We start from the raw sequence: 24,280 nt of genomic DNA, 5'->3' as shown, positions 1-24,280 counted from the left end.
GTTGAACTTAAACTGTGGACTCCGCTCTCCCTTTGATCTGAAAGGAACAGGCCCCTTCATGCCCCTGGCCCTGCTCGCTCTGGCCGTCGGCGCTTTTGGAATAGGCACCACCGAGTTCGTGATGATGGGACTGCTGCCCGACGTCGCGGACGACCTGCACGTCTCCGTCCCCACGGCCGGGCACCTGGTCTCGGCGTACGCGCTGGGCGTCGTCATCGGCGCCCCGCTGCTGGCCGCGGTCACCGCGCGGATGGCCCGCCGCACGGTGCTGATCGGCCTGATGTCCCTGTTCGTGGCGGGCAACGCGCTGTCGGCGTTCGCCCCCGGCTACGACTCCCTGCTGGCCGCCCGCTTCCTGAGCGGTCTGCCGCACGGGGCCTTCTTCGGCGTCGGTGCGGTCGTGGCGACGAACCTGGTCGCCCCCGAGCGCAAGGCCCGCTCGGTCTCCCTCATGTTCCTCGGCCTCACCATCGCCAATATCGCCGGCGTCCCGGCCGCCACACTCATCGGGCAGCACCTCGGCTGGCGGGCCGCCTTCCTCGGCGTCAGCGTCATCGGACTGGCCGCGATCGCCTCCCTGGCGGCGCTGATCCCGCACGACCACACCCACGCCGCCCCGGCGACGGGCCTGCGCGGCGAACTGGCCGCCCTGCGGTCCGTGCCGGTCTGGCTGGCGCTCGGCACCACGGTCGCCGGCTTCGGCGCGCTGTTCGCCGCGTACAGCTACGTCACGCCGATGCTCACGGACGCCGCCGGGTACGCCGAGACCAGCGTGACGCTGCTGCTGGCGCTGTTCGGCGTCGGCGCGACGGTGGGCAACCTGGCGGGCGGCCGCCTGGCGGACCACTCCCTGCGGGGGACGCTGTTCGGCGGCCTGGTCTCCCTGGCGGGCGTGCTGGCCCTGTTCCCGCTGCTGATGTCGACACAGTGGACCGCGGCCCTGGCGGTGGTCCTGCTGGGCGCGGCGGCCTTCATCACCGGCTCCCCGCTCCAGCTGATGGTCATGGAGAAGGCGTCGGCGGCCCCGTCCCTGGCGTCGTCCGCGAACCAGGCGGCGTTCAACCTGGCGAACGCCGGGGGAGCGTGGATCGGGGGCCTGGCGCTGGCGGCGGGCTTCGGTGTGACATCCCCGGCGCTCGCCGGCGCGGGGCTGGCGGTACTGGGCCTTGCGGTGGCCGGCGCGGCCTACGCGGCGGACCGCCAGCGCGTCCCTGCCAGGGGACGGGAGCGCGTGATCGCCTCCCACGTCCCGCAGGAGGCGGAGGCGCTGCAGCGCTGAGGGTGGCGGGGCGACTGGTTCTCTTCCCTGGTGCCCTTGCCTTCTTCCGCGCCCAGAGGCTCCACCCTGCGAAGGAAAACCCGCCAGGGATTGCCTGGCGGGGTTCGACCTCAGTGATCTGCCGAGATCACTCTTCGGCCAAGGCAGCTCGCAGGTAGGCGATCAGTTCACCGGTCGGAACCTCGACCCAGGCGGCCCCGGGCATCCCTGGGCGAATGACCTCGTAACGGTCCCCTTCCGGCTCGTGCACCAAGACCTGACGGTTCGTTCCGTCCAACGGAAACGGACTCACCCGCAGGCGGACTGCACCGTGCGTGATCGATGGGAACATGTTCCTCAGCACCTCATCCGTACGGAGGCGACGCAGAAGGTTCCACTGTCTCCGGTGGAAGTCGGACGACAGGAGGCCGGACCACTGCAAAGAGACAGGCTCTCCGCTTTCGAGTGCTCTGGCGAATTCATCGAGCTCCAGGAACCCGAATCTCGCCTTCAACTCGTCGAGTGGCATGCCTTCCCGCCATGCAGCGACCGCCTCGACGAGCAATCCGAGGTCGTCCGTCGAGCCGATCTCCCAGGCGAACCCGGGAACCCCTTCGGCAAACCCGATAATTTCGACCCGCACCCGGAACAGACGCTCCTCGGTCGCAGTATGAACCGACAGGAAGCCCCTTGCCGTCTCAATACTGATGACGTCGGATTCCCAAGGCGGTAGCCCGATGTCGCATCCGCGCAGCTTCGCCGCCGCTTTCATGGCCGGTCCAAGACCACCCGAAGCGGTCACGTCCGGGTACAGGTCCTCCCGGTAGGTACCCATATCCGACTTCTCAGCAGTGGCAGTAGCCGATGATCGAACCTTTCACGGGGGGAAGTTCTCCGATCATGGACATCTCGTAGTCCGTGGCAGCTGCTCCGGACAGACCGCCCGTCAGGCCGCGCTGGGCAGCCGCCATGAAGCCTCCGCGTTGGACCAGTCCTGTCATGTTGATGTGCAGCACTACGTCCGGATCGGCGATGGCCATCTCCGCGATCCGGGCGAAGTCATTTGGGGACACGTTGGAGAAGGTGGTGAACTTGTTCCCGGGCAGCCCGGCCCACTCGCCTCGCTGGATGCCTGGCAGCGGCGGCCGTGCGGGGATGTGGGACGCCGTTTTTTCGTGGCGCGGAAGCCTCGCTGCTGCGACGCGGTCGCCCGTAAGGTGCGGGGACGGGTGACAGGCCGACAAGTATCGAAGTCCCTGACGTGGTCGGGATGACAGGGCGAGAAGCGCACGCTGTTTGCCGTGGTCCAGGGCTGTTCCTTGGCTACCACGATATGGATCAACAACTGCCACAGAGCATGGTGATCGCTTAGCAAGAACCCCCACCCGGAACCGTGGCAGCACCTGCCACGGCAGTCAGGATCTGGACGACATTGGATTCGCTGCCCGGGGATCGGGGATCACAGTAGCCAGGAGGGCAGCGGGCCACACGTCGCCGCAGGGTGAACGTTGTCTGATGCGGCACTAGTCGAAGCGGGAAAGATCCCGCAACCAAGCCGTAGCCGAGCTGTCCGAAGGCGCCCGCCAGTCCCCCCGCGGCGACAGCGAACCCCCCGCCGAAACCTTCGGCCCGTTCGGCATCGCCGACCGTTTGAACTGCGCGAACGCGAAGAAGCGGCGGCAGAAGACCTCCAGCCACTGCCGGATCTCCGGCAGGTCGTACGCGACCCGCTTGGCGTCGGGGAAGCCGGGCGGCCAGCCGCCCGCGTCCGAGTCGTGCCAGGCGTGCCAGGCCAGGAAGGCGATCTTCGACGGCCGGAACCCGTACCGCAGCACGTGGAACAGCGTGAAGTCGTGCAGCGCGTACGGCCCGATCTTCGACTCGGTCGACTGCATCTCCTCACCCGGCACCAGCTCCGGGCTGATCTCGGTGTCGAGGATCGCGGCCAGGATCTTCGCCGTCTCCTCGTCGAACTGCCCGCTGCTGATGACCCACCGGATCAGATGCTGCATCAGCGTCTTCGGCACGCCCGAGTTGACGTTGTAGTGGCTCATCTGGTCGCCCACGCCGTACGTGGACCAGCCGAGCGCCAGCTCCGACAGATCACCGGTGCCGAGCACGATGCCGCCGCGCTGGTTGGCGAGCCGGAACAGGTAGTCGGTGCGCAGGCCCGCCTGCACGTTCTCGAAGGTGACGTCGTACACCGGCTCACCGGAGGCGAACGGATGCCCCATCTCCTGCAGCATCAGCCGCGCCGTCGGCGTGATGTCCAGCTCGGCCGCCGTGACCCCCAGAGAGCGCATCAGCGCGTGCGCGTTGGCCTTGGTGTGGTCGCTGGTCGCGAAGCCGGGCAGCGTCCACGCCAGGATGTCGCTGCGCGGACGCCCCGCACGGTCCATCGCCCGCGCGGCGACGATCAGCGCATGCGTGGAGTCCAGGCCGCCGGACACCCCGATGACCACCTTCGGGCCGCCGATCGAGGCGAGGCGCTGCTGGAGGCCCTCGACCTGGATGTTGTACGCCTCGTAGCAGTCCAGGGCGAGCCGCTCGGCGTCGGCCGGCACGAACGGGAAGCGCTCCAGGCGGCGGCGCAGCCCCAAGTCGCCGAGCGGCGGGGCGAGTTCGAAGCCGACCGTCCGGAAGTCACCGGTCCGCGCCCGGTGCGTACGGCGGTTGTCGTCGAACGTGCCCATCCGCTGCCGCTCCTGCCGCAGCAGGTCGAGGTCGACGTCGGCGATCGCGTACTCGTCGCCGAGCGGGAACCGCTCGGTCTCGGCCAGCAGCGCACCGTTCTCGTAGACCATGGCCTGGCCGTCCCAGGACAGGTCGGTGGTCGACTCGCCGAGCCCGGCGGCCGCGTAGACGTACGCGGCGAGGCAGCGCGAGGACGCCGAGCGGCACAGCAGCTTGCGGTCCTCGGCCCGTCCGACCGTGATCGGACTGCCGGAGAGGTTGACCAGGACGGTCGCACCGGCGAGTGCCGCCTCCGCGCTGGGCGGTACCGGCACCCACATGTCCTCGCAGATCTCCGCGTGCAGCACCAGACCGGGGACGTCGTCCGCCGCGAACAGCAGATCCACGCCGAACGGCACGGACTCGCCGCCGACCCGGATCGACCCGCCGCGCTCGTCGGCGCCGTCGGCGATCTGCCGGCGCTCGTAGAACTCCCGGTAGTACGGCGGGTACGACTTGGGCACCACACCGAGGACACGGCCGCGGTGCACGATCACCGCGCAGTTGTAGACCCGGTTGCGGTGGCGCAGCGGGGCACCGACGACCAGCATCGGCAGCAGCTCCGCCGAGCCGGCCACCACCTCCCCGAGCGCCTGCTCGACCTGGTCGAGCAGTGCGTCCTGCAGCAGGAGGTCCTCGATGGAGTAGCCGCACAGCACCATCTCCGGGAAGACGGCGACGGCGACCCCCTCCTCGGCGCACCGGCGGGCATGGCGCAGGACCGCTTCGGCGTTGGCATGCGGGTCGGCGATGACGGTGTGACCCGTACACGCTGCGACGCGTGCGAAGCCGTGCTGATAGATCGACCAGAAGTTCAATTCAGGCACAGGCGCCAGTGTAATCGTCAGAGCGACGCGATGTGGTGGCGGGGCTGTGCGCCGGCCTGCGCATGGCGAAGGGGTGCGGGACGTGATCGTCCCGCACCCCCTCAGGGTGCCGTTACCGGCAGTGCCTCAGTGCTTGCGGTACGAGTCGACGTAGCCGTTCGCGGGCGAGCCCACGCCGGTGACGTCGTCGTAGCCCTTGACCGCGGACAGCGAGCTGTCCTTGCCGAGGCTGCGGACCGAGGTGGTCAGACCACCGGTGGCGTCATACCCGTTGACGAAGTCCACGCGCGCCTCCGCCAGGCCGGAGCCCGTCGGGTGGTCGGTCACGTCGTGGAACACGCTCTTGCCGTACCGGGCGTAGATCTCCGGGTTGGCGAAACCGAGCGCCTTGCCGCCGTGCGCCTCCTGGGCCAGTGCCTGGACGGCCGCGATGACCGGAGCGGCGAGCGAGGTGCCGCCGATGCGGTACTCGTCGTACGCCTGGGTCTTCCCGTCCGGCAGGGTCTGGGTCTGGCCTACCAGGAAGCCGGTGTTCGGGTCGGCGATCGCCGCGATGTCCGGGACGACACGGTTGCCGTCGGCGCTGTTGGCCTTGGCGAGCGCGTCCGGGACGACGCCCTTCTGGTAGAAGGGCTCGGCGACCGTCTTGCTGGTGCCGCCACCCGCACCCGAGGTGAACGCGCCGGGGAAGTTGGTCCAGCTCTTGCCGTCCGCGGACAGCACGGCCTTCTCGGTGCCCCAGCCGGTTTCCCACTGGTAGTTGTTGCTCTTGCCGACCGCCAGCGAGGTACCGCCGACCGCCGTCACCCAGGCCGAGTTGGCCGGGGTGTCGACCTGCTTCGTACCGGTGTTGGCGACCTCGTCGCCGTTGTCACCGGAGGAGAAGTAGAAGCCGATGCCCTCGACCGCGCCGAACTGGAACACCTGGTCGTAGGCGGCCGCGAGGTCCGGCGTCTGGTTGGCCTCGATGTCGCCCCACGAGTTGGAGACGATGTCGGCGAGGTGGTTGTCCACCACCTTGCTCAGCGAGTCCAGCAGGTCGTTGTCCATGCACGACGCGGCGCCCACATAGGTGACGTCCGCGGCCGGCGCGACCGCGTGCACGGCCTCGACGTCCAGGGTCTCCTCGCCGTACCAGCCGGCGGCGGAGCAGTCCTTGGTGTTCGTGTACTTCTTCGGCAGGACCTGGTGCAGCTGCCCGGTCGTCCACTTGGCGTCGCCGTGCTTGCCGGCGTACGTCTGCGCGTCGAACGCGATGGACGGCGAGGCGTACGCGTCCGTGATGGCGATCCGGACACCCTTGCCGGTGTAGCTGCCCGCACCGTAGGCGGCGCGCAGCTGCTTGCCGGTGTAGCCCTTGATCGCGTACGGGATCTTCGAACCGTAGGCGTCGGGCAGCGTGCTCGCGATGTTCGAGCCGTAGTACGAGGAGAACGGCCCGGAGTTGCGGAACACGGTCTCCGGCGGCGGCAGCTGGTCGTGGTGGGTCGACTTGTGCGGCGCGTTGTCCAGGCCGGTGACGGTCAGGACGGCGCCCTTCAGGCTCTCCGGGACGGAGGCGGCCTTCGCCGGGGCACGGTAGGTCTTCGAACCCTTGGTGTAGTTGTGCAGCTGGGTGCCGAACGCCTTCTCGGCGGCGGCCACGTCACCGGTGACGGAGACGTAGTGCTGCGTGACGCCCGTGACCTTCAGGCCCGCGGACCTCAGCCACGACTTGACCGCGGCCACCTGGGCCTTGGTCGCGCCGTAGCGGGCCTGTGCCTGCTTGGCGCTCAGGTACTTGCCGTACGACGCCGAGCTCGGGTCGGACACGGACTTCGCGTAGGCGGCGAGGCCCGCGGCGTCCTTGCCCGCGAAATAGACCCGGGCGGAGACCCGGGAGCTGTCGGACGTGGCTCCCTTGTCCGCCCTGGCCGTCGCCCACGCGGGCTTGGTGCCCGCGAGTGCGTCCCGGCCGGGGTTGTCCGCGGCGTGCGCCGCGGGTATGCCGAGCGCCAGCGCACCGGCGATCATGGGCAGTGTTGCTGCCATGCTCACGGTGCGCAGTTTGGCGCGGTTGGATCTCATGGAACCCCCTGCGATGCGGTTCTTCGCATGTGTGGTCGGTCGTCGCTGTGATCCGCGTAGACAACCCGCTCCGCGGCGGAGGCGCGGGCATTGGATCAAGCGATGGGGGTCACTCTTTCGATGAACCGTTCATGCCAGGGGAATGTGAAAGCCAAGAGAAACCCAAGGAACCGTCATCTGGGGCGATTTGAGGCTTTCGTTCCCCCTGGAGGGTTATGAACGCGCTTTCGCCCCGCGCTCCTTGAGCATGTCCGACATCAGCTTGATCTCCGACTGCTGAGCGTCGACCATGCCCTGCGCGAGACTCTTCTCCACGCCGACCCTGCACTTGGCGACACAGCCCTCGGCCATGTGGATGCCGCCCTTGTGATGGTCCGTCATCAACTGCAGATAGAAGACCTCGGCCTGCTTGCCGCTGAGCGTGCCGAGCTTCTTCAGCTCCGTGTTGGTCGCCATGCCCGGCATCAGCGCGCCGTCCTTGCCGGAGGCCATGTCGCCCATGCCCATCCAGGTCATCGGCGGATCCGCCGACACCTTCGGCAGCCCCCACAGATCCAGCCAGCCCAGCAGCATGCCGCGCTGGTTGGCCTGCGTCTGCGCGATGTCGTAGGCGAGCTGCCGCACCTCCGCGTTCTTCGTGCGGTCGCGCACGATGTACGACATCTCGACGGCCTGCTGGTGATGCACCGCCATGTCCCGAGCGAACCCGGCGTCCGCGGAGCCGGCGGACGGCGTGCTCGCGCCCGTGGCCGTGCCGCCGTCCTCTGCGACCGCGTAGGTGATCGCGCCCGCGGCGACGAGCGCGGCCGCCGCTGCCCCCGCGATCCAGCCGATGTGCTTCTTCACGTCACATCGTCCCGCCGGTGCACGAAGCACCCGGCTCCGGTGTCTGCTTGCCCTGCACATACGTCTCGAAGAACTTGGCGACCTTCGGGTCGTCCGCGCTCGTCACGCTCAGCTGGTGCCCCCACGCCGACAGCTCGATCGGGGAGCTCTGGTCCTGGTACGGGCTCATCAGCGAGTACGGCGTCTGCTTCACCTTCGCCGCCAGCTTGTCCACGTCGGACTTCTTCGCCTTGTCGGTGTACGTCACCCAGACGGCGCCGTGCTCCAGGGCGTGCACGGCGTTCTCGTCGTGCACGGCCTTGGTGTAGACGTCGCCGTTGCAGTTGAGCCACGCCAGGTTGTGGTTGCCGCCGACCGGCGGGTGCATCGGGTAGCTGACGGTCCCGGTGACATGGGTGCGGGCCAGCTTGCCCGTCCAGGTCCGTACCCCGTCCTTGCCGGTGACGAAGTGCCCCTTGCCGTCGCCCGAGGACTTCGTGTCGCTCGCCGTGTCGCTCTTCTTGCTGTCCTGCGACTTCACGATGAAGACACCGCCGACCACCAGAGCGGCGACGACCAGCACGCTCGCGCCGATCGTGAGGATCCGGTTGCGCCGCTCGCGGGCCTGCTCGGCACGCCGCATCTCCTCTATTCGAGCCTTGCGTGCCGCGCTGCTGCTCTTCTTGGCGGTGGCCATCGCAGTGTCCTTCTGGGGGAATCGGGTGGGGAGTGGGAAAAAACGTCGGTCGGGTCGCCTGATCGTAGTGGGAGACCGGTGACGTTTTGCAGACGGGGCAAGGGAAAGCCGGGTCCTGCGGAGGCGCTCATTACCTTCTGCCGGGCCTCCCATTACGGATGTCGGTCCGAGCAGGCAAGATGGGCGGTGAGCAGTACACCCGCCGTTGGTGAGGCGTTCAGACCGGGGTCGCCCGGCCGATCATGGTCGGCAACGCGGACGAAATGCTGTTGTGGTGTGATGCTCAGGTGCCCGACCGCCTCCTGCGGGACACGGAGACAGGCGGCCTGACCAGCAAGGATGGGGAAGCGGAAGATGGACAAGCAGCAGGAGTTCGTGCTCCGGACGTTGGAGGAGCGCGACATCCGTTTCGTACGGCTGTGGTTCACGGACGTGCTGGGCTTCCTCAAGTCCGTCGCCGTGGCCCCCGCCGAGCTGGAACAGGCCTTCGACGAGGGCATCGGCTTCGACGGCTCGGCGATCGAGGGCTTCGCTCGCGTATACGAGTCCGACATGATCGCCAAGCCGGACCCGTCGACCTTCCAGATCCTGCCCTGGCGCGCCGAGGCCCCCGGCACCGCCCGCATGTTCTGCGACATCCTCATGCCGGACGGCTCCCCGTCCTTCGCCGACCCGCGCTACGTCCTCAAGCGCGCCCTGACCCGCGGCTCCGACCTGGGCTTCACCTTCTACACCCACCCGGAGATCGAGTTCTTCCTGCTGAAGGACCGCCCGCTGGACGGCACGCGCCCGACGCCCGCCGACAACTCCGGCTACTTCGACCACACCCCGCAGAACATCGGCATGGACTTCCGCCGCCAGGCGATCACCATGCTGGAGTCGATGGGCATCTCGGTCGAGTTCTCCCACCACGAGGGCGCCCCGGGCCAGCAGGAGATCGACCTCCGCTACGCCGACGCGCTCTCCACGGCGGACAACATCATGACGTTCCGCCTGGTCATGAAGCAGGTGGCGCTGGAGCAGGGCGTCCAGGCGACCTTCATGCCGAAGCCGTTCTCGGAGCACCCGGGCAGCGGCATGCACACGCACCTCTCCCTCTTCGAGGGCGACAGGAACGCGTTCTACGAGTCCGGCTCGGAGTACCAGCTCTCCAAGGTCGGCCGCTCCTTCATCGCTGGCCTGCTCAAGCACGCGGCGGAGATCTCCGCGGTCACCAACCAGTGGGTGAACTCCTACAAGCGCATCTGGGGCGGCTCGGAGCGCACGGCCGGCGCCGGCGGCGAGGCCCCCTCCTACATCTGCTGGGGCCACAACAACCGCTCGGCCCTGGTCCGCGTCCCGATGTACAAGCCCGGCAAGACGGGCTCCGCCCGGGTCGAGGTCCGTTCCCTGGACTCCGGGGCCAACCCGTACCTGGCGTACGCGGTGCTGCTGGCCGCCGGCCTGAAGGGCATCGAGGAGGGCTACGAGCTCCCGCCGGGCGCCGAGGACGACGTCTGGGCCCTCTCGGACGCCGAGCGCCGCGCGATGGGCATCGAGCCCCTCCCGCAGAACCTGGGCGAGGCGCTCACCCTGATGGAGCGCAGCGACCTGGTCGCCGAGACCCTGGGCGAGCACGTCTTCGACTTCTTCCTGCGCAACAAGCGCCAGGAGTGGGAGGAGTACCGCAGCGAGGTCACGGCGTTCGAGCTGCGGAAGAACCTGCCGGTGCTGTAGGCGCAGGTCAGAGCGGGTTTACCGCCGATTCGGCGGAGGGGGCCGACGGTCATGGACCGTCGGCCCCATGGCGTCTTTCCGGCTCTGGGCCGTCGGTGCCTCCGGCGCCCGGCGCACATGGCCTCCTCGGCGGAGCGGTGTGCACCCGTGCGCGGCCCCCGCGCGCCTTCTCGCGCTGTCGTGTCGCGCGGGATACCTGAACGTGTCGGGGCTCTTGGGTGTCGGGTACCGTCCCGGGGCCGTAGCCGCCCCAGGAGGCTGTCATGAACGCCGTCACGATCCGCCGCCGCAGAGGTGCGGCGGTACTCGGCGCCCTGACGCTGGCGGTGGCCGGCGTACTGGTCTGCGCACCACCCGCCGCCGCCCAATCGGTCGGCACGCTCAACACACCGACCGGCCCCGTCACGCAGGGAGCGAGCATCAAAGTGACCTGGAGCCTCGTCCCCGGGGCCCAGGACACCTTCGTTGCGAACGCCGTCGCCGGCGGCGTGGAGGTGGACGCGGGCACTCTGTCGTTCACCGCCACCAGCGGCGGGGAGCAGACGGTCGTGATCCCCCTGACCAAGCTGGGCGAGGTCGCCGATGGTGAACAGACCCAGGTGACAGTGAGCGACACCCAGTCCGAGGGCGGCGCCGTCGTCGACGAGGATGCCGTCACCGCCACGCTGACCTGCCACCCCGACCCCGACCGCCCGGGATGGATGCTCTGCCGGTGACTGCCGAAACCTGCCGGTGCTGTGGGCGCAGGTCGCGCGGGTCGGGCCGGTCCGTCGGCGGGTGGGCAGGATGATGGCCCTGGGATCGGATCCCGGGGCCCTTGGGGGTAGTGCTGGGCGTCGGCTAGTGCTGGTTCACTCCGCCGGGGCTCTGGCAGGAGGGCGGACGTTCGGAGGCCGGTCCGGTGCACTGCCCGCTCTGTCCCGCGCCGTTCCCGCCGTTGGTCGGAGGCGACGGGGTGGCGAAGGCCTGCGCGGAGGCGCCGAGGAGACCGGCTGCTACGAGGGCCGCGGCCGCGACGACCCGTCTCACACGTTGCATCATCGCGGCTACCACCTTTCTTCTGTTATGTCCATTTCGCCCTAGCCCTTTGGGGCGTCGTCGACACCCCGGCCCGTCAGGCCCTACTGCCGCTGGGCGGCCAGGTCGGCCAGCACCTTGTGCAGGGGCTCCGTCTCCCGGCGCCGGTACTCCTGGATGGCCCAGCCGTTGCCGTCCGGGTCCTTGAAGTACATGAAGGTGGCGCCGTCCTGCGGGGCGAACTGCTGCGGCTCGGTGACCTCCAGCCCGCGCGCCGTCAGCTCGTCGTACGCCGCCTTCGCGTCCGTCACACACAGCTGCATCCCGTGGTACGTCCCCGGCTGCGGCGTGCCGGTCGGCACCTGCAGCCCGTCGACCAGCGCGATCGAACACCCCGACCCGGGCGGGGTGAGCTGCACGATCCGCACCCCCTCCATCACCTCGCCGTCGAGGTCCACATGGAAACCGACCTTGTCCCGGTAGAACTCCTTGGCCCGGTCCACGTCCGAGACCGGCAGCAGGATCACTTCGAGGCTCATCTCCATGGAGCGACTCCCTTGTCGTTGTGTCGGTCGTACGTCACTCGAATCGCCACCGCGTCTGGCTGAACGGCTCCCCCTTACCGAAGCCGAAAACGGTGCGGGGCGCCACAGAGAATACGAACGCAGGCCCGCCACCGTGGTGGAACGCCCCGTCCCGTACCTCGAAGTGCCAGAAGCTGCCGTACTTGGCCTCCCACGCGGCGGCCAGCTCGCGCAGCCGGTCCTCGTCGGCCACGCGCACCGCCTCGCCCTCCACGACCAGGTCGTACCCCTTGTTCCAGCTGTTGCTGCCGGTCGTCAGCACGACCTGCGGATTGCCCGCGAGGTTCTTCGCCTTGCGCTCCTCGGGCCCCGTGCAGAAGTGCAGCGCGCCGTCCGCCCAGACCCCGGGCAGCGGTGTCACATGCGGCCGTCCGTCCGGCCGCACGGTCGAGATCCAGAACAGCTCGGCCTCCGCGAGCAGCGCCTCGGCCTCGGACCAGGCGGTCGCGGTGGCCTGCGGGTCGCTGTACAGGGGGTCGAGACGGGTGTGCGGGTCGTTGTCCGTCATGGGCTGCCACTCCTCGTACCGGAGAATCCGTGCAGGAATCCCTGCGAAGTCCCTGCGAAGTCCTTGCGAAGAGAAGACCGCGTCAGCCGGGGGAACTCATCGGTCGTCCCGCCCCGGCGCTTGTGTCAGTGTCTGCGGTTAGGCTCGGGCCAGTACGACCTTGATCCGACAGGAGGACGGGGATGACGGTGCCCGGGCGCAGGAGCAGTACCTTCACGCGGCTGCTGCGGCACGGTTTCACCGATCCCTCCGCCGCCGAGCGGCTGCTGGACAGCGTCGAGCTCATGCCCGTGCGGGACGACCCGGTGCTGCTCGACGCGCTGGGTGCGACCGCCGACCCGGACCTGGCGCTGCTCGGTCTGGTACGGCTCCTCGAGGCCCAGCCGGGGCCCACCGCGCGCCGCGAGCTGCTCGACACGCTGATAGCGGCCAAGCCGCTGCGCGACCGGCTGCTCGGCGTGCTCGGTGCGTCCGCCGCGCTCGCCGACCATCTGGCCCGGCACCCGCGCGACTGGGAGGCGCTGGTCACCTACGAGCCGCGGGACCTGCACCCGGGGGTGGAGGAGTTCGAGCGGGGCCTCGCGGAGGCCACCGACCCCGTCTTGCTGCGTGTCGCCTACCGCCGCTGTCTGCTGTCCATCGCCGCCCGCGACGTGTGCGGCACCATCGACCTCGCCGAGACCGCCGCCGAACTCGCCGACCTCGCCACCGCCACCCTGCGCGCCGCCCTCGCCATCGCCCGCGCCGCCGCGCCCGAGGACGCCGCGCTGTGCCGGCTCGCGGTCATCGCGATGGGCAAGTGCGGCGGCCATGAGCTCAACTACGTCTCCGACGTCGATGTGATCTTCGTGGGCGAAGCCGTCGACGGGGCCGACGAGGGCAAGGCCCTGCGCTCCGCCACCAAGCTCGCCTCGCACATGATGCGGATCTGTTCCGAGACGACGGTGGAGGGGTCCATCTGGCCGGTCGACGCCAATCTGCGCCCCGAGGGCAGAAACGGCCCGCTGGTGCGCACCCTCTCCAGCCACCTCGCCTACTACCAGCGCTGGGCCAAGACCTGGGAGTTCCAGGCGCTGCTCAAGGCCCGCCCGGTGGCCGGCGACATCGAGCTCGGCGAGGAGTACGTCGCCGCCCTCGAACCCCTCGTCTGGAAGGCCGCCGAGCGGGAGAACTTCGTCGTCGACGTCCAGAAGATGCGCCGCCGGGTCGTCGAGAACATCCCCGCCGCCGAGGTCGACCGCGAACTGAAACTCGGCCCCGGAGGCCTCAGGGACGTCGAATTCGCCGTGCAGTTGCTGCAGTTGGTGCACGGGCGGGCGGACGCGGCGCTGCGCAGCGGCACCACCCTGGACGCGCTGCAGGCGCTGGCGGCCGGCGGGTACGTGGGGCGGGCCGACGCCGTGCAGCTCGACGACGCCTACCGCTTCCTGCGCTCCATGGAGCACCGCATCCAGCTCTACCGCCTGCGCCGCACCCATCTCGTCCCCGAGGACGAGGCGGACCAGCGCCGCATCGGGCGGTCCCTGGGCCTGCGCGTCGACCCGGTCGCTGAGCTCAACCGTGAATGGCGGCGGCACGCGGCCGTCGTACGGCGTCTGCACGAGAAGCTCTTCTACCGCCCCTTGCTCGACGCGGTCGCCCAACTCGCCCCCGGCGAGGCCCGGTTGAGCCCGGAGGCCGCCAGGGAGCGGCTGGTCGCGCTCGGGTACGGCGACCCGGCCGCCGCCCTGCGCCACCTGGAGGCGCTGGCCTCCGGGGTGACGAGAAAGGCCGCCATCCAGCGGACCCTGCTGCCCGTGCTGCTGGGCTGGTTCGCGGACTCCGCCGACCCGGACGCGGGCCTGCTCAACTTCCGCAAGGTCTCCGACGCGCTCGGCAAGACCCCCTGGTATCTGCGGCTGCTGCGGGACGAGGGCGCCGCGGCCGAGAACCTCGCACGCGTGCTGTCCGCCGGGCGCCTCGCCCCCGACCTGCTGATGCGCGCCCCGGAGGCGGTGGCCCTGCTCGGCGACGGCGACGGCGGGGGGCTGGAGCCGCGCGAGCGCGCCCAGCTGGAGCAGGAGATCCTCGCCGCCGTCGGCCGCGCGGAGAACGCGCAGCAGGCGGTCACCGCGGCCCGCGGCGTCCGCCGCCGCGAACTGTTCCGTACGGCCGCGGTCGACATCGTCGGCTCCTACGGCACCGAGACCCAGCCGGCCGAGGCCGACCAGGGCGCGCTGGTGGACCTGGTCGGCGGCGCGGTGTCCGACCTGACGGCGGCGACGCTCGCCGGGACGCTGCGTGCGGTGGTGCGGGAGGGCTGGGGCGACACGCTGCCGACCCGGTTCGCAGTCATCGGCATGGGCCGCTTCGGGGGGCACGAGCTGGGCTACGGCTCCGACGCCGACGTGATCTTCGTGCACGAGCCGTGGGAGGGCGTGGCCGAGCAGGAGGCCTCCGAGGCGGCGAACAAGGTCGTCTCCGAGATGCGGCGGCTGCTGCAGATCCCGAGCGCGGACCCGCCGCTGCTGATCGACGCGGACCTGCGGCCCGAGGGCAAGTCCGGGCCGCTGGTACGGACACTGAAGTCGTACGAGGCCTACTACCGCCGCTGGTCCCTGGTCTGGGAGTCGCAGGCGTTGCTGCGGGCCGAGCCGGTCGCCGGGGACGAGGAGCTGGGGCGGTCCTTCATCGAGCTGATCGATCCGCTGCGGTATCCGGCGGAGGGGCTCGGGGACGACGCCATACGGGAGATCCGCCGCCTGAAGGCCCGCATGGAGTCCGAGCGGATGCCCCGCGGCGCCGACCCCAAGCTGCACACCAAGCTCGGGCCCGGCGGCCTGTCCGACGTCGAATGGACCGTGCAGTTGCTGCAGCTGCAGCACGGCTGGGCCGAGCCGGGCCTGCGCACGACCCGTACCCGGGAGGCGCTCGCGGCGGCCGCCGCGGCCGAGCTGATCTCGGTCGAGGACGCGTCCATCCTGGACGAGGCGTGGGTCCTGGCCACGCGCGTGCGCAACGCGGTGATGCTGGTGCGCGGCCGCGCGGGGGACACCTTCCCGTCGGACGGGCGTGAACTGGCCGCCGTGGGGCGGTACCTGGGGTATGGGGACGGGCATGTGGGGGACATGCTGGACGGTTATCGCCGTACGGCCCGTCGGGCTCGGGCGGTGGTGGAGGCGCTGTTCTACGGTGCCTAATCGGCTGCGGGTTGTCTGTGGCGGGACGCGCCCCGCGGCGGAGCCGATGCGCACAACCCCGCGCCCCTGAAGACAAGGCCCGGCTAGCCGCCCGCCGCCAGTGTGCTCCTTGCATGGGCGAGGAACCCCGCCAGCCCCACCTCGAACGCCCGGTCCGTCCGCCCCTCGCCGGCCGCCGCCAGCGCCTCTGCCAGCCGTGGCGTCGGAGTCGTCTCCGTCAGCACCCACATCGTCTCGGGCGCCGCAAGGTCGAGGGCCGACCCCAGCACCAGGTTCTCCAGGGCGATGATCAGCGGCATCACGTCACCCGGCGCGAAGCCCGCGTCGAGCAGAAGTGTCACGGCCCGTTCGTACTGCTCCAGCACCCGGGGCGCTCGTACGGGTGACGTCATCAGCAGCGGGATCGCCTTCGGATGAGCGGCGAACGCCGCCCGGTAGGAGCGCGCCCACGCCTCCATTGCCGCGTCCCACGGCGTGCCATCCAGCGTGCCGGGATCGATCGCGGCCGCGACCCGCTCCCGCAGCAGTTCCACGATGCCGTCCCGGCCGTCCACATGGTGATACACGGAACCGGTCTGCGCTCCGAGCCGCTTCGCGATCTGCGGCACGCTGAAGTCGCCCTGCTCGTCGACGAGTTGCAGTGCCGTGGTGGTGATGCGCTCACGGTCGAGGAGCGGTGTGCGCGGCCGTCCCATGCGTGTGATCCCCCTGAAGGTGCGAGTGAAGGTGCGGGACAGGTCTTCCCGGATGCCCAGGAGGAGGCTACATTGCCGAAACCGAAAGCCTTTAGATTTACGGGCCCGGACACCACCGCGTGTTCCGGGAACGCCGGCCACCCCGCACGCCCGGAACCCTCCCCGTCCGCCGCGCTCGAAGGGCTTCGCCCATGTCCGTCACCACCCCCGATGCCTCCGCGGAGAGCACGCCACCCGGCACCGCGACCCTCCGCTCCGGCTCCCTCGGCACCGCCGACATCGCCTTCTTCGTGGTGTCCGCCGCCGCCCCGCTCACCGTCATGGCCGGCGTCGCGCCGCTCGCGATCCTGCTCGGCGGCATCGGCGCCCCCGCCGGCTACCTCATCGCCGGCATCACCCTCGCCGTCTTCGCCGTCGGCTTCACCACCATGAGCCGCCATGTGAAGAGCGGCGGCGCGTTCTACGCGTACATCACCCGCGGCCTCGGCCGGCCCGTCGGCATCGGCGCCGCGCTGCTCGCCCTGATCGGCTACAACGGCATGGAGATCGGCGTCTACGGCCTCCTCGCCTCCGCCACCAGGGACACCCTGCACGCCGTTCTCGGCGCCGACGTCCCCTGGCTGCCGATCTCCCTCGCCGGCCTCCTCCTCATCGGCTACGGCGGCTACCGCTCCATCGACTTCGGCGCCAAGCTCCTCGGCGTCCTGCTCGTCGCCGAGACCGGCATCCTGGCGCTCCTCGCGGGCGGTGTGCTCGTCAAGGGCGGCGCACACGGCCTGTCCGGCGCCTCCTTCGCCCCGGGCCACGTCCTGGTCTCCGGCACGGCCGTCGTCCTGGCCTTCGCCTTCGCCGCGTTCACCGGCTTCGAGTCGACCGTCATCTACCGCCGCGAAGCCCGCAACCCGGAACGCACGGTCCCGCGCGCGACCTACGTGGCCATCGGCTTCCTCGGCCTCTTCTACGCGTTCATGGTCTGGATCGTCATTCAGGCCTTCGGCAACCAGGAAGTGATCGCGGCCGCGGCCAAGGACCCCGGCGGGCTCTTCTTCTCCGCCATCACCACCTACGCCGGCGGCTGGGCGGCCGACCTGATGCACATCTTCATCGTCACCAGCGTCATCGCCTCCCTCCTCGCCTTCCACAACGCGATCAACCGCTACGCCCTCGCGCTCGCCGAGGAGGGCGTCCTGCCGAAACGGCTGGGCCGCATCCACCCCCGCCACCGCTCCCCGTACGTCGCCGGAGTCGCCCAGACCGCCCTCGGCGCGGTCGTCGTCCTCGCCTTCTGGGCAGCCGGCGCGGACCCGTACCAACAGCTGCTTCTGTGGGTCAACACCCCCGGAATGATCGGCCTGTTCACCCTCCAGCTGCTCGCCGCCATCGCCGTGCCCTGCTACTTCCGGCGCGTACGACACCAGGAGGGCACCCTGCGCACGGTCGTCGCGCCGGTCACCGCCGCCGTGCTCCTCGCCACGGCGATAGGGCTGGTCATCACCCACATCGACCTGTTCACCGGCGCCTCGCCCACCGTCAACACCATCCTGATCGTGACCGCGCCCGCCGTCTTCGTCGTAGGCCTGGGCCTTGCCTGGTGGCTGCGCCGCGAACGGCCGCAGGTGTACGCGGACTTCGCCGCCGAGCCCGCCGAATAGCCGAACCGCCTCACCCGACAAGGGAGTTCACCTCACCATGCCCACCCCCGGCCTGATCCTCACCGGCGCCAAGGTCCGTACCCTCGACCCCGCCCGGCCGTACGCCACCGCCGTCGCCGTGCGCGACGGAGTGATCGCCGCGGTCGGCGACGAGAGCGACGTCCGCGACTGGCGCGGGCCGGGCACCGAGGTCGTAGCCCTGGAGGGGGCGCACCTCGTGCCCGGGCTCGTGGACGCGCACAGCCACCCCGTGTGGGGGCTGGACATGGCGACCGGCGTCGATCTGTCGGGGGTGACGGACCTTGCTGGGCTGCGGGCGGCCCTCGCCGCCGCCGAGCGGATCGACGGCTGGGTGATCGGACACGCCCTCGACCACAACGCCTTCGAGGGCCGGCCCGTCGACCGCACCCTCATCGAGGACGTACTCGCCGGAGCGCCCGCCTTCCTGCGCCTCTACGACGGCCACTCCGCCCTTGCGACCGGCGCGGCGCTCGCCGCGGCGGGCGTGACCGGGCCGCGGTCCTTCGCCCAGCGCTCGGAGGTGGTCTGCGACGCCGAGGGGCGGCCGACGGGACACCTCGTCGAGCACGCGGCGATGGACCTGCTGGCTCCGGTCCTGCCCCGCCCGTCCTACGCCGCCCGCCGCGCCCGCCTGGTGGAGCTGCTGTCGGCGATGGCCGCGACCGGTCTGACCGGGGCGCACGTCATGGACGCCGGGGATGCGGAGCTGGTCGGCTCCGTGGCCGGCGAGACGGTGCTGCCGGTGCGGCTGCGGTTCGCGCCGTGGTGCATGCCGGGGGTCGACGAGACGGGCCTGGCGGAGCTGATCGCCCTCCAGGGGAGCGGTGGCCGGCACTGGCAGGTCGGCGGGGTGAAGTTCTTCATGGACGGCACGGTGGAGGGCGGCACGGCCTGGCTGGAGCACGCCGACTGCCACGGCCAGGGCACCGAGGCGTTCTGGCCGGACCCCGAGGCGTACGCGGCGGCCGTACGACACCTGCACACGGCCGGCGTCCGCACAGCCACTCACGCCATCGGCGACGCCGCGGTACGGCACGCCCTGGACGTGGTGGCCGCCCTCGGCCCGACCGGCAGGGACCGCCACCGCATCGAGCACATCGAGACGGCCCCGGACGACCTCCTGCCGCGCTTCGCCGAGCTGGGCGTGGCGGCATCGATGCAGCCTCCGCACACCGCATACACCCGCGCCGACGGCACCGACCAGTGGTCCCGCCGCCTGGGCACCACCCGCGCCGCCCACGCCTGGCGCCTGCGCGATCTGCGCGACGCCGGCGCCATCGTCGCCCTGGGCTCGGACTGGCCGATCGCCCACTACGACGCCCGCGCCGTCCTGGCGACGGCGCGGGCGCCGAGGGGCGCGGCTTCGGCGCGGGGAGCGGGTCTGACGGGCCTGGAGGCCCTGGAGGGCTGCACGAGCCATGCGGCACGGGCAGCGGGAGAGGCAGAGGTGGCCGGCCGTATCGCCGTCGGTTACCGGGCCGACCTCACGGCCCTGGCCCTGGACCCGGTGGAGGCCCCCGCGGACGAGCTGCTGGAGACACCGGTGAGCCTGACGGTGACAGGGGGCCACGTGGTACACCGCGGTGACTGAGAGCGCCCCTTCAGGGGCGCGGGGAACTGCGCGACCAGCTACGACGGCGCCGCAGCAGACCAACGACCTAATCAGGCACTTCCCATCGCGGCTCTTCCAACGGAGCGCTTCGCGGAGCCCGCGGCAGCGCATAGGGCAGGGTCCCGTACCAGACCCGCGCCACGGCGAAGCCGAACGCCAGGCAGAGCAATCCGCCCACCGCATCGAGCCAGAAGTGGTTGGCGGTAGCAACAATCACCGTCAGCGTCACCACCGGATAGGCGAGCCCCAGCACCCGCACCCACGGCACCCTGGCCAGCGCAAAGATCGTCAGCCCGCACCACACGGACCACCCGATGTGCATGGACGGCATCGCCGCGTACTGGTTCGACATGTGCTTCAGGTCGCCGGAGGCCATCGACCCCCAGGTCTGATGGACCATGACCGTGTCGATGAAGGTGCTGCCGTTCATGAGCCGCGGCGGCGCCAGCGGATACAGGTAGTAACCGACCAGTGCCACGCCCGTCGTCGCGAACAGCACCAGACGTGTCGCCGCATAGCGCCCCGGATGACTACGGTAGAGCCACACCAGCACACCCAGTGTGACCACGAAGTGCAGCGTCGCGTAGTAGTAGTTCATCCCGACGATCAGCCAAGTCACCGAGTTCGCGGCGTGGTTGACCGACTCCTCGACGGCGATGCCGAGATGGTGCTCCATCCGCCACAGCCAGTCGGCATTGCGCAGCGCCTGGCCGCGCTGTTCCGGAACCGCGTTGCGGATCAGTGAGTACGTCCAGTAACTCACCGCGATCAGAACGATCTCGAACCAGAGGCGGGGGCGGCGCGGGGTGCGCAGCCGGCGCAGGAAGCCCGGGCTGTTCGCGGCCGTGAGGGAGTCGGGAACGGCCGTTTGCTCACGGTCGTCCAGACTGGTCACGGTCGAGTCACCCATGGGCACAAAGTCTGCCAGAAACGCCTTCTGCGACCGATCATCCCGCGGTCGGGTTCGGGCCGCATGTTCTACAACAGACGGACGTGCGCGCCTACTCCCGACGCACTGCAGGAATTCGAGGATTCTCCGCCTTAGGGACGATTCCGGTCCCCAGGCGCCGAAGCAGTCGAACCACGCACCACCAGCTCCGGCATGAACACGAACTCACTGTGGGGCGCAGGCGTCCCGCCGATCTCCTCCAGCAACGTACGCACCGCCGCCTGACCCATCGCGGGGACGGGCTTGCGGACCGTGGTCAGCGGCGGGTCCGTGAAGGCGATCAAGGGGGAGTCGTCGAAGCCCACCACCGAGACGTCCCGCGGGACTTCGAGTCCGAGCTGCCGCGCCGCGCGTATCGCGCCGAGCGCCATCATGTCGCTCGCGCACACCACCGCCGTGCAGTCACGGCCGATCAGCGCGGTGGCGGCGGCCTGGCCGCCCTCCAGTGTGTACAGCGAGTGCTGGACGAGCTCCGTCTCGATCGTCTGCGCGCTCAGACCGGTCTGGTCCTGCATCGACCGCACAAAGCCCTCGATCTTGCGCTGCACCGGCACAAACCGCTTGGGGCCGAGGGCGAGACCGATCCGCACATGTCCCAGCGACACCAGGTGCGTGACCGCCAGCGTCATCGCCGCGCGGTCGTCGGGGGAGATGAACGGCGCCTGCACCTTCGGCGAGAAGCCGTCCACCAGCACGTACGGCACGCCCTGCGCGCGCAGCCGCTCGTAGCGCTCCATGTCGGCGGTGGTGTCGGCGTGCAGTCCGGAGACGTAGATGATGCCGGCGACCCCGCGGTCGACGAGCATCTCCGTCAGCTCGTCCTCGGTGGATCCGCCCGGGGTCTGGGTGGCGAGCACCGGGGTGTAGCCCTGCCGGGTCAGGGCCTGGCCGATCACCTGGGCCAGCGCCGGGAAGATCGGGTTCTCCAGCTCCGGGGTTATCAGGCCCACCAGGCCCTCGCTGCGCTGCCGCAGCCGCACCGGGCGCTCGTACCCCAGGACGTCGAGGGCGGCGAGCACGGACTGGCGGGTGGTGGCGGCGACGCCCGGCTTGCCGTTGAGGACGCGGCTGACGGTCGCTTCGCTCACCCCCGCCTGAGCAGCGATGTCGGCAAGCCGTGTGGTCACAGGGGTGGACTGTACCGGCCGACCGTCACTTTGCACACCAATCGGGCGCCGGGCACGAGCGGTTGCACGGCCCCGAGCGGGTTGCTGCGTCATCGCGGTCCCTCGTGTTCTGGTGGGCGCCTGGTTCGGCAAGAGCTTGCAGAGTCTTGCACAAGACTCCCATGCCCCGCTCAGCGGCTTCAATACTCGGTTGCGCGGGGGTCGAGGAGAGGTCACGGGCACGTAACTCTCGCGCCGCCTTGCAATTTTTTGCTGCAAGACCTTTCGCGCAGCTTTCAACGCTGTTACGTTCACGTCGCCCGGCGGCCGCAACGGCGCAGTCGGCAAGACAGCGGGAGCGGCAGACGGGGTCGCCCCTGCATCACACGGGCTTTCACCCTCAAGGAGAACTCATGCGGCGTGGCATAGCGGCCACCGCGCTGGTGGCGTCCTTCGCCCTCGCGGCGACGGCCTGCGGCGGAAGTGACAGCGGCAGCAAGTCCGACGGTCCGGTCACCATCACCTGGTGGGACACCTCCAACGCCACCAATGAGGCGCCGACGTACAAGGCCCTGGTCAAGGAGTTCGAGGCCGCCAACAAGGGCATCAAGGTCAAGTACGTCAACGTCCCCTTCGACCAGGCGCAGAACAAGTTCGACACCGCCGCCGGCTCCAAGGGTGCCCCGGACGTGCTGCGTTCCGAGGTCGGCTGGACCCCCGCCTTCGCCAAGAAGGGCTACTTCCTGCCGCTGGACGGCACCGAGGCCCTGAAGGACCAGAGCAAGTTCCGCTCGAACCTGATCGAGCAGGCCAAGTACGACGGCAAGGCCTACGGCGTCCCGCTGGTCACCGACACCCTCGCCCTCGTCTACAACAAGGCGCTCTTCAAGAAGGCCGGCATCACCGAGGCCCCCAAGACCTGGGACGAGCTGAAGGCCGACGCCGCCAAGATCGACTCCAAGGCCAAGGTATACGGCTACTGGGGCTCCACCCAGTCCTACTACGCGCAGACCTTCCTCTACGGCGAGGGCACCGACACCGTCGACGCCACCGCCAAGAAGATCACCGTGAACTCGGCGCCCGCGAAGAAGGCCTACGGCACCTGGCTGAGCCTCTTCAAGGGACAGGGCCTGCACAAGGCCGACACCACCGCCGACGCCTACGCCCACATCCAGGACGCCTTCGTCAACGGCAAGGTCGCCTCGATCATCCAGGGCCCCTGGGAGATCACGAACTTCTACAAGGGCTCGGCCTTCAAGGACAAGTCCAACCTCGGCATCGCCACCGTCCCGGCCGGCTCCACCGGCAAGGCGGGCGCCCCGACCGGCGGCCACAACCTGTCCGTCTACGCCGGCTCGGACTCCGCCCACCAGAAGGCGGCCCTCAAGTTCGTCAACTTCATGACCTCCGCGAAGTCCCAGACGGAGATCGCCCTGAAGAACTCCACGCTGCCGACCCGCGACGACGCCTACACCGCCGAGGTCAAGGCCGACCCGGGCATCGCCGGATTCCAGACGGTGCTGCCCGCCGCCCAGCCGCGCCCTGCGCTGCCCGAGTACAGCTCCCTGTGGACCCCGCTGGACACCGAGCTGACCTCCATCGCCGGCGGCAAGGAGTCCCTCGACAAGGGCCTGAGCAACGCCGAGCTCGCCATGGCCAAGCTGGTGCCGGACTTCAGCAAGTGATCCCCGAGTGACCGTCGGGTCCGCCATTACATGGGGGGACGGACCCGGCGGTCACCGGCCTGTGCCCAGCCCGCCCAGCAAATTCGCACTGCCGTAGAACTTCCCAGGCCGTAGAACTCCCCAGAAGGTGTCGAACATGACAGTCGCCATCGACCGCGCCACCGGCAAACGCCACGGTGACCGCGCGCCACGGCCCGGGTTGGGCGGGCGCCTCAAGCGCAGCTACCAGAAGTACTGGTATGCGTACGCCATGATCGCCCCGGTGATCGTCGTGCTCGGCGCCCTCGTGCTGTACCCGTTGGTGTACGGCCTGTACCTGACGCTCACGGACGCCAACAGCCTCAACACCGCGCGCACGATCGGCGTCAACCACATCGACGCCACCTACAAGTTCATCGGGCTCGACAACTACAAGGACATCCTGTTCGGCCCGACGGCCTACGACCGCTTCTGGTCGCACTTCATCTGGACGATCGTCTGGACGGCCCTCTGCGTCGCCCTGCACTACACGATCGGACTCGGCCTCGCGCTGCTGCTCAACCAGAAGCTGCGCGGCCGCACCTTCTACCGGCTGATCCTCATCCTGCCGTGGGCCGTGCCGACCTTCGTCACCGTCTTCGGCTGGCGGTTCATGCTCGCCGACGGTGGCATCGTCAACCTGGCGCTCGACGCACTGCACCTGCCGACACCGGACTGGCTCGAGGACACCTTCTGGCAGCGGTTCGCCGCGATCATGGTCAACACCTGGTGCGGTGTGCCGTTCATGATGGTCTCCCTGCTCGGCGGACTGCAGTCCATCGACGCCTCCCTGTACGAGGCCGCCGAGATGGACGGCGCCACCGCCTGGCAGCGGTTCCGCTACGTCACCCTTCCGGGCCTCAGGTCCGTCAGCTCCACCGTCGTCCTGCTCGGCATCATCTGGACCTTCAACCAGTTCGCCGTGATCTTCCTGCTGTTCGGCAACACCGCCCCGGACGCCCAGATCCTCGTCACCTGGGCCTACTACCTCGGCTTCGGACAGCAACCGCGTGACTTCGCACAGTCCGCCGCCTACGGCATCCTGCTGCTGGCCATCCTGATCGTCTTCACCTCCTTCTACCGCCGCTGGCTGAACCGCAATGAGCAGCAGCTCGCGATCTGAGGCAGGAG

Annotated in this window: 20 protein-coding genes; 8 read left to right on the top strand and 12 right to left on the bottom strand. The window is 69.8% G+C overall.

Features of this window, described 5'->3' with window-relative positions:
• Window positions 1-58: 58 nt before the first annotated feature.
• On the top strand, window positions 59-1,279 hold the full coding sequence (locus EDD92_RS14590; protein WP_123964712.1) for an MFS transporter: 1,221 nt from the start codon (window positions 59-61) through the stop codon (window positions 1,277-1,279).
• A gap of 127 nt (window positions 1,280-1,406) precedes the next feature.
• On the opposite strand, the gene EDD92_RS14585 is transcribed toward EDD92_RS14590, so the two are convergent.
• The 6 genes from EDD92_RS14585 to EDD92_RS14560 all read right to left on the bottom strand — a co-directional run bounded on the left by EDD92_RS14585 (window position 1,407) and on the right by EDD92_RS14560 (window position 8,407).
• A complete protein-coding gene (locus tag EDD92_RS14585; RefSeq protein ID WP_123964711.1) occupies window positions 1,407-2,093 on the bottom strand; it encodes a hypothetical protein in 687 nt (228 codons plus the stop codon).
• A gap of 10 nt (window positions 2,094-2,103) precedes the next feature.
• Window positions 2,104-2,331, bottom strand: coding sequence for a hypothetical protein (locus tag EDD92_RS14580; RefSeq protein ID WP_123964710.1), 228 nt, complete (start codon window positions 2,329-2,331; stop codon window positions 2,104-2,106).
• A 450-nt stretch (window positions 2,332-2,781) separates the two neighbouring features.
• Window positions 2,782-4,818, bottom strand: a complete 2,037-nt coding sequence (locus tag EDD92_RS14575; protein WP_260326531.1) for an NAD(+) synthase — start codon at window positions 4,816-4,818, stop codon at window positions 2,782-2,784.
• Window positions 4,819-4,944: 126 nt separating this feature from the next.
• Entirely contained in the window at window positions 4,945-6,885 is a 1,941-nt protein-coding gene (locus tag EDD92_RS14570; RefSeq protein ID WP_123964709.1) for a protease pro-enzyme activation domain-containing protein, read from the bottom strand.
• Between the two features lie 213 nt (window positions 6,886-7,098).
• Window positions 7,099-7,731: a DUF305 domain-containing protein gene (locus EDD92_RS14565; RefSeq protein WP_123964708.1), complete on the bottom strand. Its 633-nt coding sequence runs from the start codon at window positions 7,729-7,731 to the stop codon at window positions 7,099-7,101.
• A 1-nt stretch (window position 7,732) separates the two neighbouring features.
• Complete coding sequence (locus EDD92_RS14560; protein WP_123964707.1) at window positions 7,733-8,407, bottom strand: DUF3105 domain-containing protein; 675 nt, start codon at window positions 8,405-8,407, stop codon at window positions 7,733-7,735.
• A 354-nt stretch (window positions 8,408-8,761) separates the two neighbouring features.
• On the opposite strand from EDD92_RS14560, the gene EDD92_RS14555 reads away from it, so the two are divergent.
• Together EDD92_RS14555 and EDD92_RS14550 are read left to right on the top strand one after the other, a co-directional pair.
• The gene (locus EDD92_RS14555; RefSeq protein WP_099934097.1) at window positions 8,762-10,123 is read left to right on the top strand and encodes a glutamine synthetase family protein; all 1,362 of its coding nucleotides are present in this window, start codon (window positions 8,762-8,764) and stop codon (window positions 10,121-10,123) included.
• A 263-nt stretch (window positions 10,124-10,386) separates the two neighbouring features.
• Window positions 10,387-10,839, top strand: a complete 453-nt coding sequence (locus EDD92_RS14550; protein ID WP_123964706.1) for a hypothetical protein — start codon at window positions 10,387-10,389, stop codon at window positions 10,837-10,839.
• A 124-nt stretch (window positions 10,840-10,963) separates the two neighbouring features.
• Here the strand turns inward: EDD92_RS14550 and EDD92_RS14545 are convergent, their stop codons facing one another.
• The 3 genes from EDD92_RS14545 to EDD92_RS14535 form a co-directional block, all read right to left on the bottom strand.
• Entirely contained in the window at window positions 10,964-11,152 is a 189-nt protein-coding gene (locus tag EDD92_RS14545; RefSeq protein ID WP_123964705.1) for a hypothetical protein, read from the bottom strand.
• A 92-nt stretch (window positions 11,153-11,244) separates the two neighbouring features.
• The gene (locus tag EDD92_RS14540; RefSeq protein ID WP_123964704.1) at window positions 11,245-11,685 is read right to left on the bottom strand and encodes a VOC family protein; all 441 of its coding nucleotides are present in this window, start codon (window positions 11,683-11,685) and stop codon (window positions 11,245-11,247) included.
• Between the two features lie 34 nt (window positions 11,686-11,719).
• On the bottom strand, window positions 11,720-12,232 hold the full coding sequence (locus EDD92_RS14535; RefSeq protein ID WP_123964703.1) for a pyridoxamine 5'-phosphate oxidase family protein: 513 nt from the start codon (window positions 12,230-12,232) through the stop codon (window positions 11,720-11,722).
• A gap of 182 nt (window positions 12,233-12,414) precedes the next feature.
• Here EDD92_RS14535 and EDD92_RS14530 point away from each other — a divergent pair, with 182 nt between their 5' ends.
• The gene (locus EDD92_RS14530) at window positions 12,415-15,411 is read left to right on the top strand and encodes a bifunctional [glutamine synthetase] adenylyltransferase/[glutamine synthetase]-adenylyl-L-tyrosine phosphorylase (RefSeq protein WP_123964702.1); all 2,997 of its coding nucleotides are present in this window, start codon (window positions 12,415-12,417) and stop codon (window positions 15,409-15,411) included.
• Window positions 15,412-15,494: 83 nt separating this feature from the next.
• Here EDD92_RS14530 and EDD92_RS14525 read toward each other — a convergent pair whose 3' ends face one another.
• The gene (locus EDD92_RS14525) at window positions 15,495-16,106 is read right to left on the bottom strand and encodes a TetR/AcrR family transcriptional regulator (protein WP_123964701.1); all 612 of its coding nucleotides are present in this window, start codon (window positions 16,104-16,106) and stop codon (window positions 15,495-15,497) included.
• 191 nt (window positions 16,107-16,297) lie between these two features.
• Between EDD92_RS14525 and EDD92_RS14520 the strand changes: the two genes are divergently transcribed.
• Window positions 16,298-17,758 (top strand): APC family permease, encoded by a 1,461-nt coding sequence (locus tag EDD92_RS14520; protein ID WP_123964700.1) that lies wholly within the window; start codon window positions 16,298-16,300, stop codon window positions 17,756-17,758.
• 37 nt (window positions 17,759-17,795) lie between these two features.
• On the top strand, window positions 17,796-19,370 hold the full coding sequence (locus EDD92_RS14515) for an amidohydrolase (RefSeq protein WP_123964699.1): 1,575 nt from the start codon (window positions 17,796-17,798) through the stop codon (window positions 19,368-19,370).
• Window positions 19,371-19,437: 67 nt separating this feature from the next.
• Here the strand turns inward: EDD92_RS14515 and EDD92_RS14510 are convergent, their stop codons facing one another.
• Together EDD92_RS14510 and EDD92_RS14505 are read right to left on the bottom strand one after the other, a co-directional pair.
• Window positions 19,438-20,301 (bottom strand): phosphatase PAP2 family protein, encoded by an 864-nt coding sequence (locus EDD92_RS14510; protein WP_123964698.1) that lies wholly within the window; start codon window positions 20,299-20,301, stop codon window positions 19,438-19,440.
• A gap of 131 nt (window positions 20,302-20,432) precedes the next feature.
• Window positions 20,433-21,467: a LacI family DNA-binding transcriptional regulator gene (locus EDD92_RS14505; RefSeq protein ID WP_030932374.1), complete on the bottom strand. Its 1,035-nt coding sequence runs from the start codon at window positions 21,465-21,467 to the stop codon at window positions 20,433-20,435.
• Between the two features lie 392 nt (window positions 21,468-21,859).
• Here EDD92_RS14505 and EDD92_RS14500 point away from each other — a divergent pair, with 392 nt between their 5' ends.
• Together EDD92_RS14500 and EDD92_RS14495 are read left to right on the top strand one after the other, a co-directional pair.
• A complete protein-coding gene (locus EDD92_RS14500; protein ID WP_123964697.1) occupies window positions 21,860-23,131 on the top strand; it encodes an extracellular solute-binding protein in 1,272 nt (423 codons plus the stop codon).
• Between the two features lie 136 nt (window positions 23,132-23,267).
• On the top strand, window positions 23,268-24,272 hold the full coding sequence (locus tag EDD92_RS14495; protein ID WP_123964696.1) for a carbohydrate ABC transporter permease: 1,005 nt from the start codon (window positions 23,268-23,270) through the stop codon (window positions 24,270-24,272).
• Window positions 24,273-24,280: the final 8 nt, after the last annotated feature.

Source organism: Streptomyces sp. TLI_185 (assembly GCF_003814765.1).
GTDB lineage: Bacteria > Actinomycetota > Actinomycetes > Streptomycetales > Streptomycetaceae > Streptomyces.
This window is presented reverse-complemented; position numbering and strand designations above follow the sequence as displayed.

Bases quoted from the DNA above. Each gene is read 5' to 3' on its own strand.
- EDD92_RS14550 (WP_123964706.1), top strand. From the start codon at position 10,387: ATGAACGCCGTCACGATCCGCCGCCGCAGAGGTGCGGCGGTACTCGGC.
- EDD92_RS14585 (WP_123964711.1), bottom strand. From the start codon at position 2,093: ATGGGTACCTACCGGGAGGACCTGTACCCGGACGTGACCGCTTCGGGT.
- EDD92_RS14515 (WP_123964699.1), top strand. From the start codon at position 17,796: ATGCCCACCCCCGGCCTGATCCTCACCGGCGCCAAGGTCCGTACCCTC.
- EDD92_RS14495 (WP_123964696.1), top strand. From the start codon at position 23,268: ATGACAGTCGCCATCGACCGCGCCACCGGCAAACGCCACGGTGACCGC.
- EDD92_RS14540 (WP_123964704.1), bottom strand. From the start codon at position 11,685: ATGGAGATGAGCCTCGAAGTGATCCTGCTGCCGGTCTCGGACGTGGAC.
- EDD92_RS14535 (WP_123964703.1), bottom strand. From the start codon at position 12,232: ATGACGGACAACGACCCGCACACCCGTCTCGACCCCCTGTACAGCGAC.
- EDD92_RS14520 (WP_123964700.1), top strand. From the start codon at position 16,298: ATGTCCGTCACCACCCCCGATGCCTCCGCGGAGAGCACGCCACCCGGC.
- EDD92_RS14590 (WP_123964712.1), top strand. From the start codon at position 59: ATGCCCCTGGCCCTGCTCGCTCTGGCCGTCGGCGCTTTTGGAATAGGC.
- EDD92_RS14510 (WP_123964698.1), bottom strand. From the start codon at position 20,301: ATGGGTGACTCGACCGTGACCAGTCTGGACGACCGTGAGCAAACGGCC.
- EDD92_RS14555 (WP_099934097.1), top strand. From the start codon at position 8,762: ATGGACAAGCAGCAGGAGTTCGTGCTCCGGACGTTGGAGGAGCGCGAC.
- EDD92_RS14570 (WP_123964709.1), bottom strand. From the start codon at position 6,885: ATGAGATCCAACCGCGCCAAACTGCGCACCGTGAGCATGGCAGCAACA.
- EDD92_RS14560 (WP_123964707.1), bottom strand. From the start codon at position 8,407: ATGGCCACCGCCAAGAAGAGCAGCAGCGCGGCACGCAAGGCTCGAATA.
- EDD92_RS14525 (WP_123964701.1), bottom strand. From the start codon at position 16,106: ATGGGACGGCCGCGCACACCGCTCCTCGACCGTGAGCGCATCACCACC.
- EDD92_RS14500 (WP_123964697.1), top strand. From the start codon at position 21,860: ATGCGGCGTGGCATAGCGGCCACCGCGCTGGTGGCGTCCTTCGCCCTC.
- EDD92_RS14530 (WP_123964702.1), top strand. From the start codon at position 12,415: ATGACGGTGCCCGGGCGCAGGAGCAGTACCTTCACGCGGCTGCTGCGG.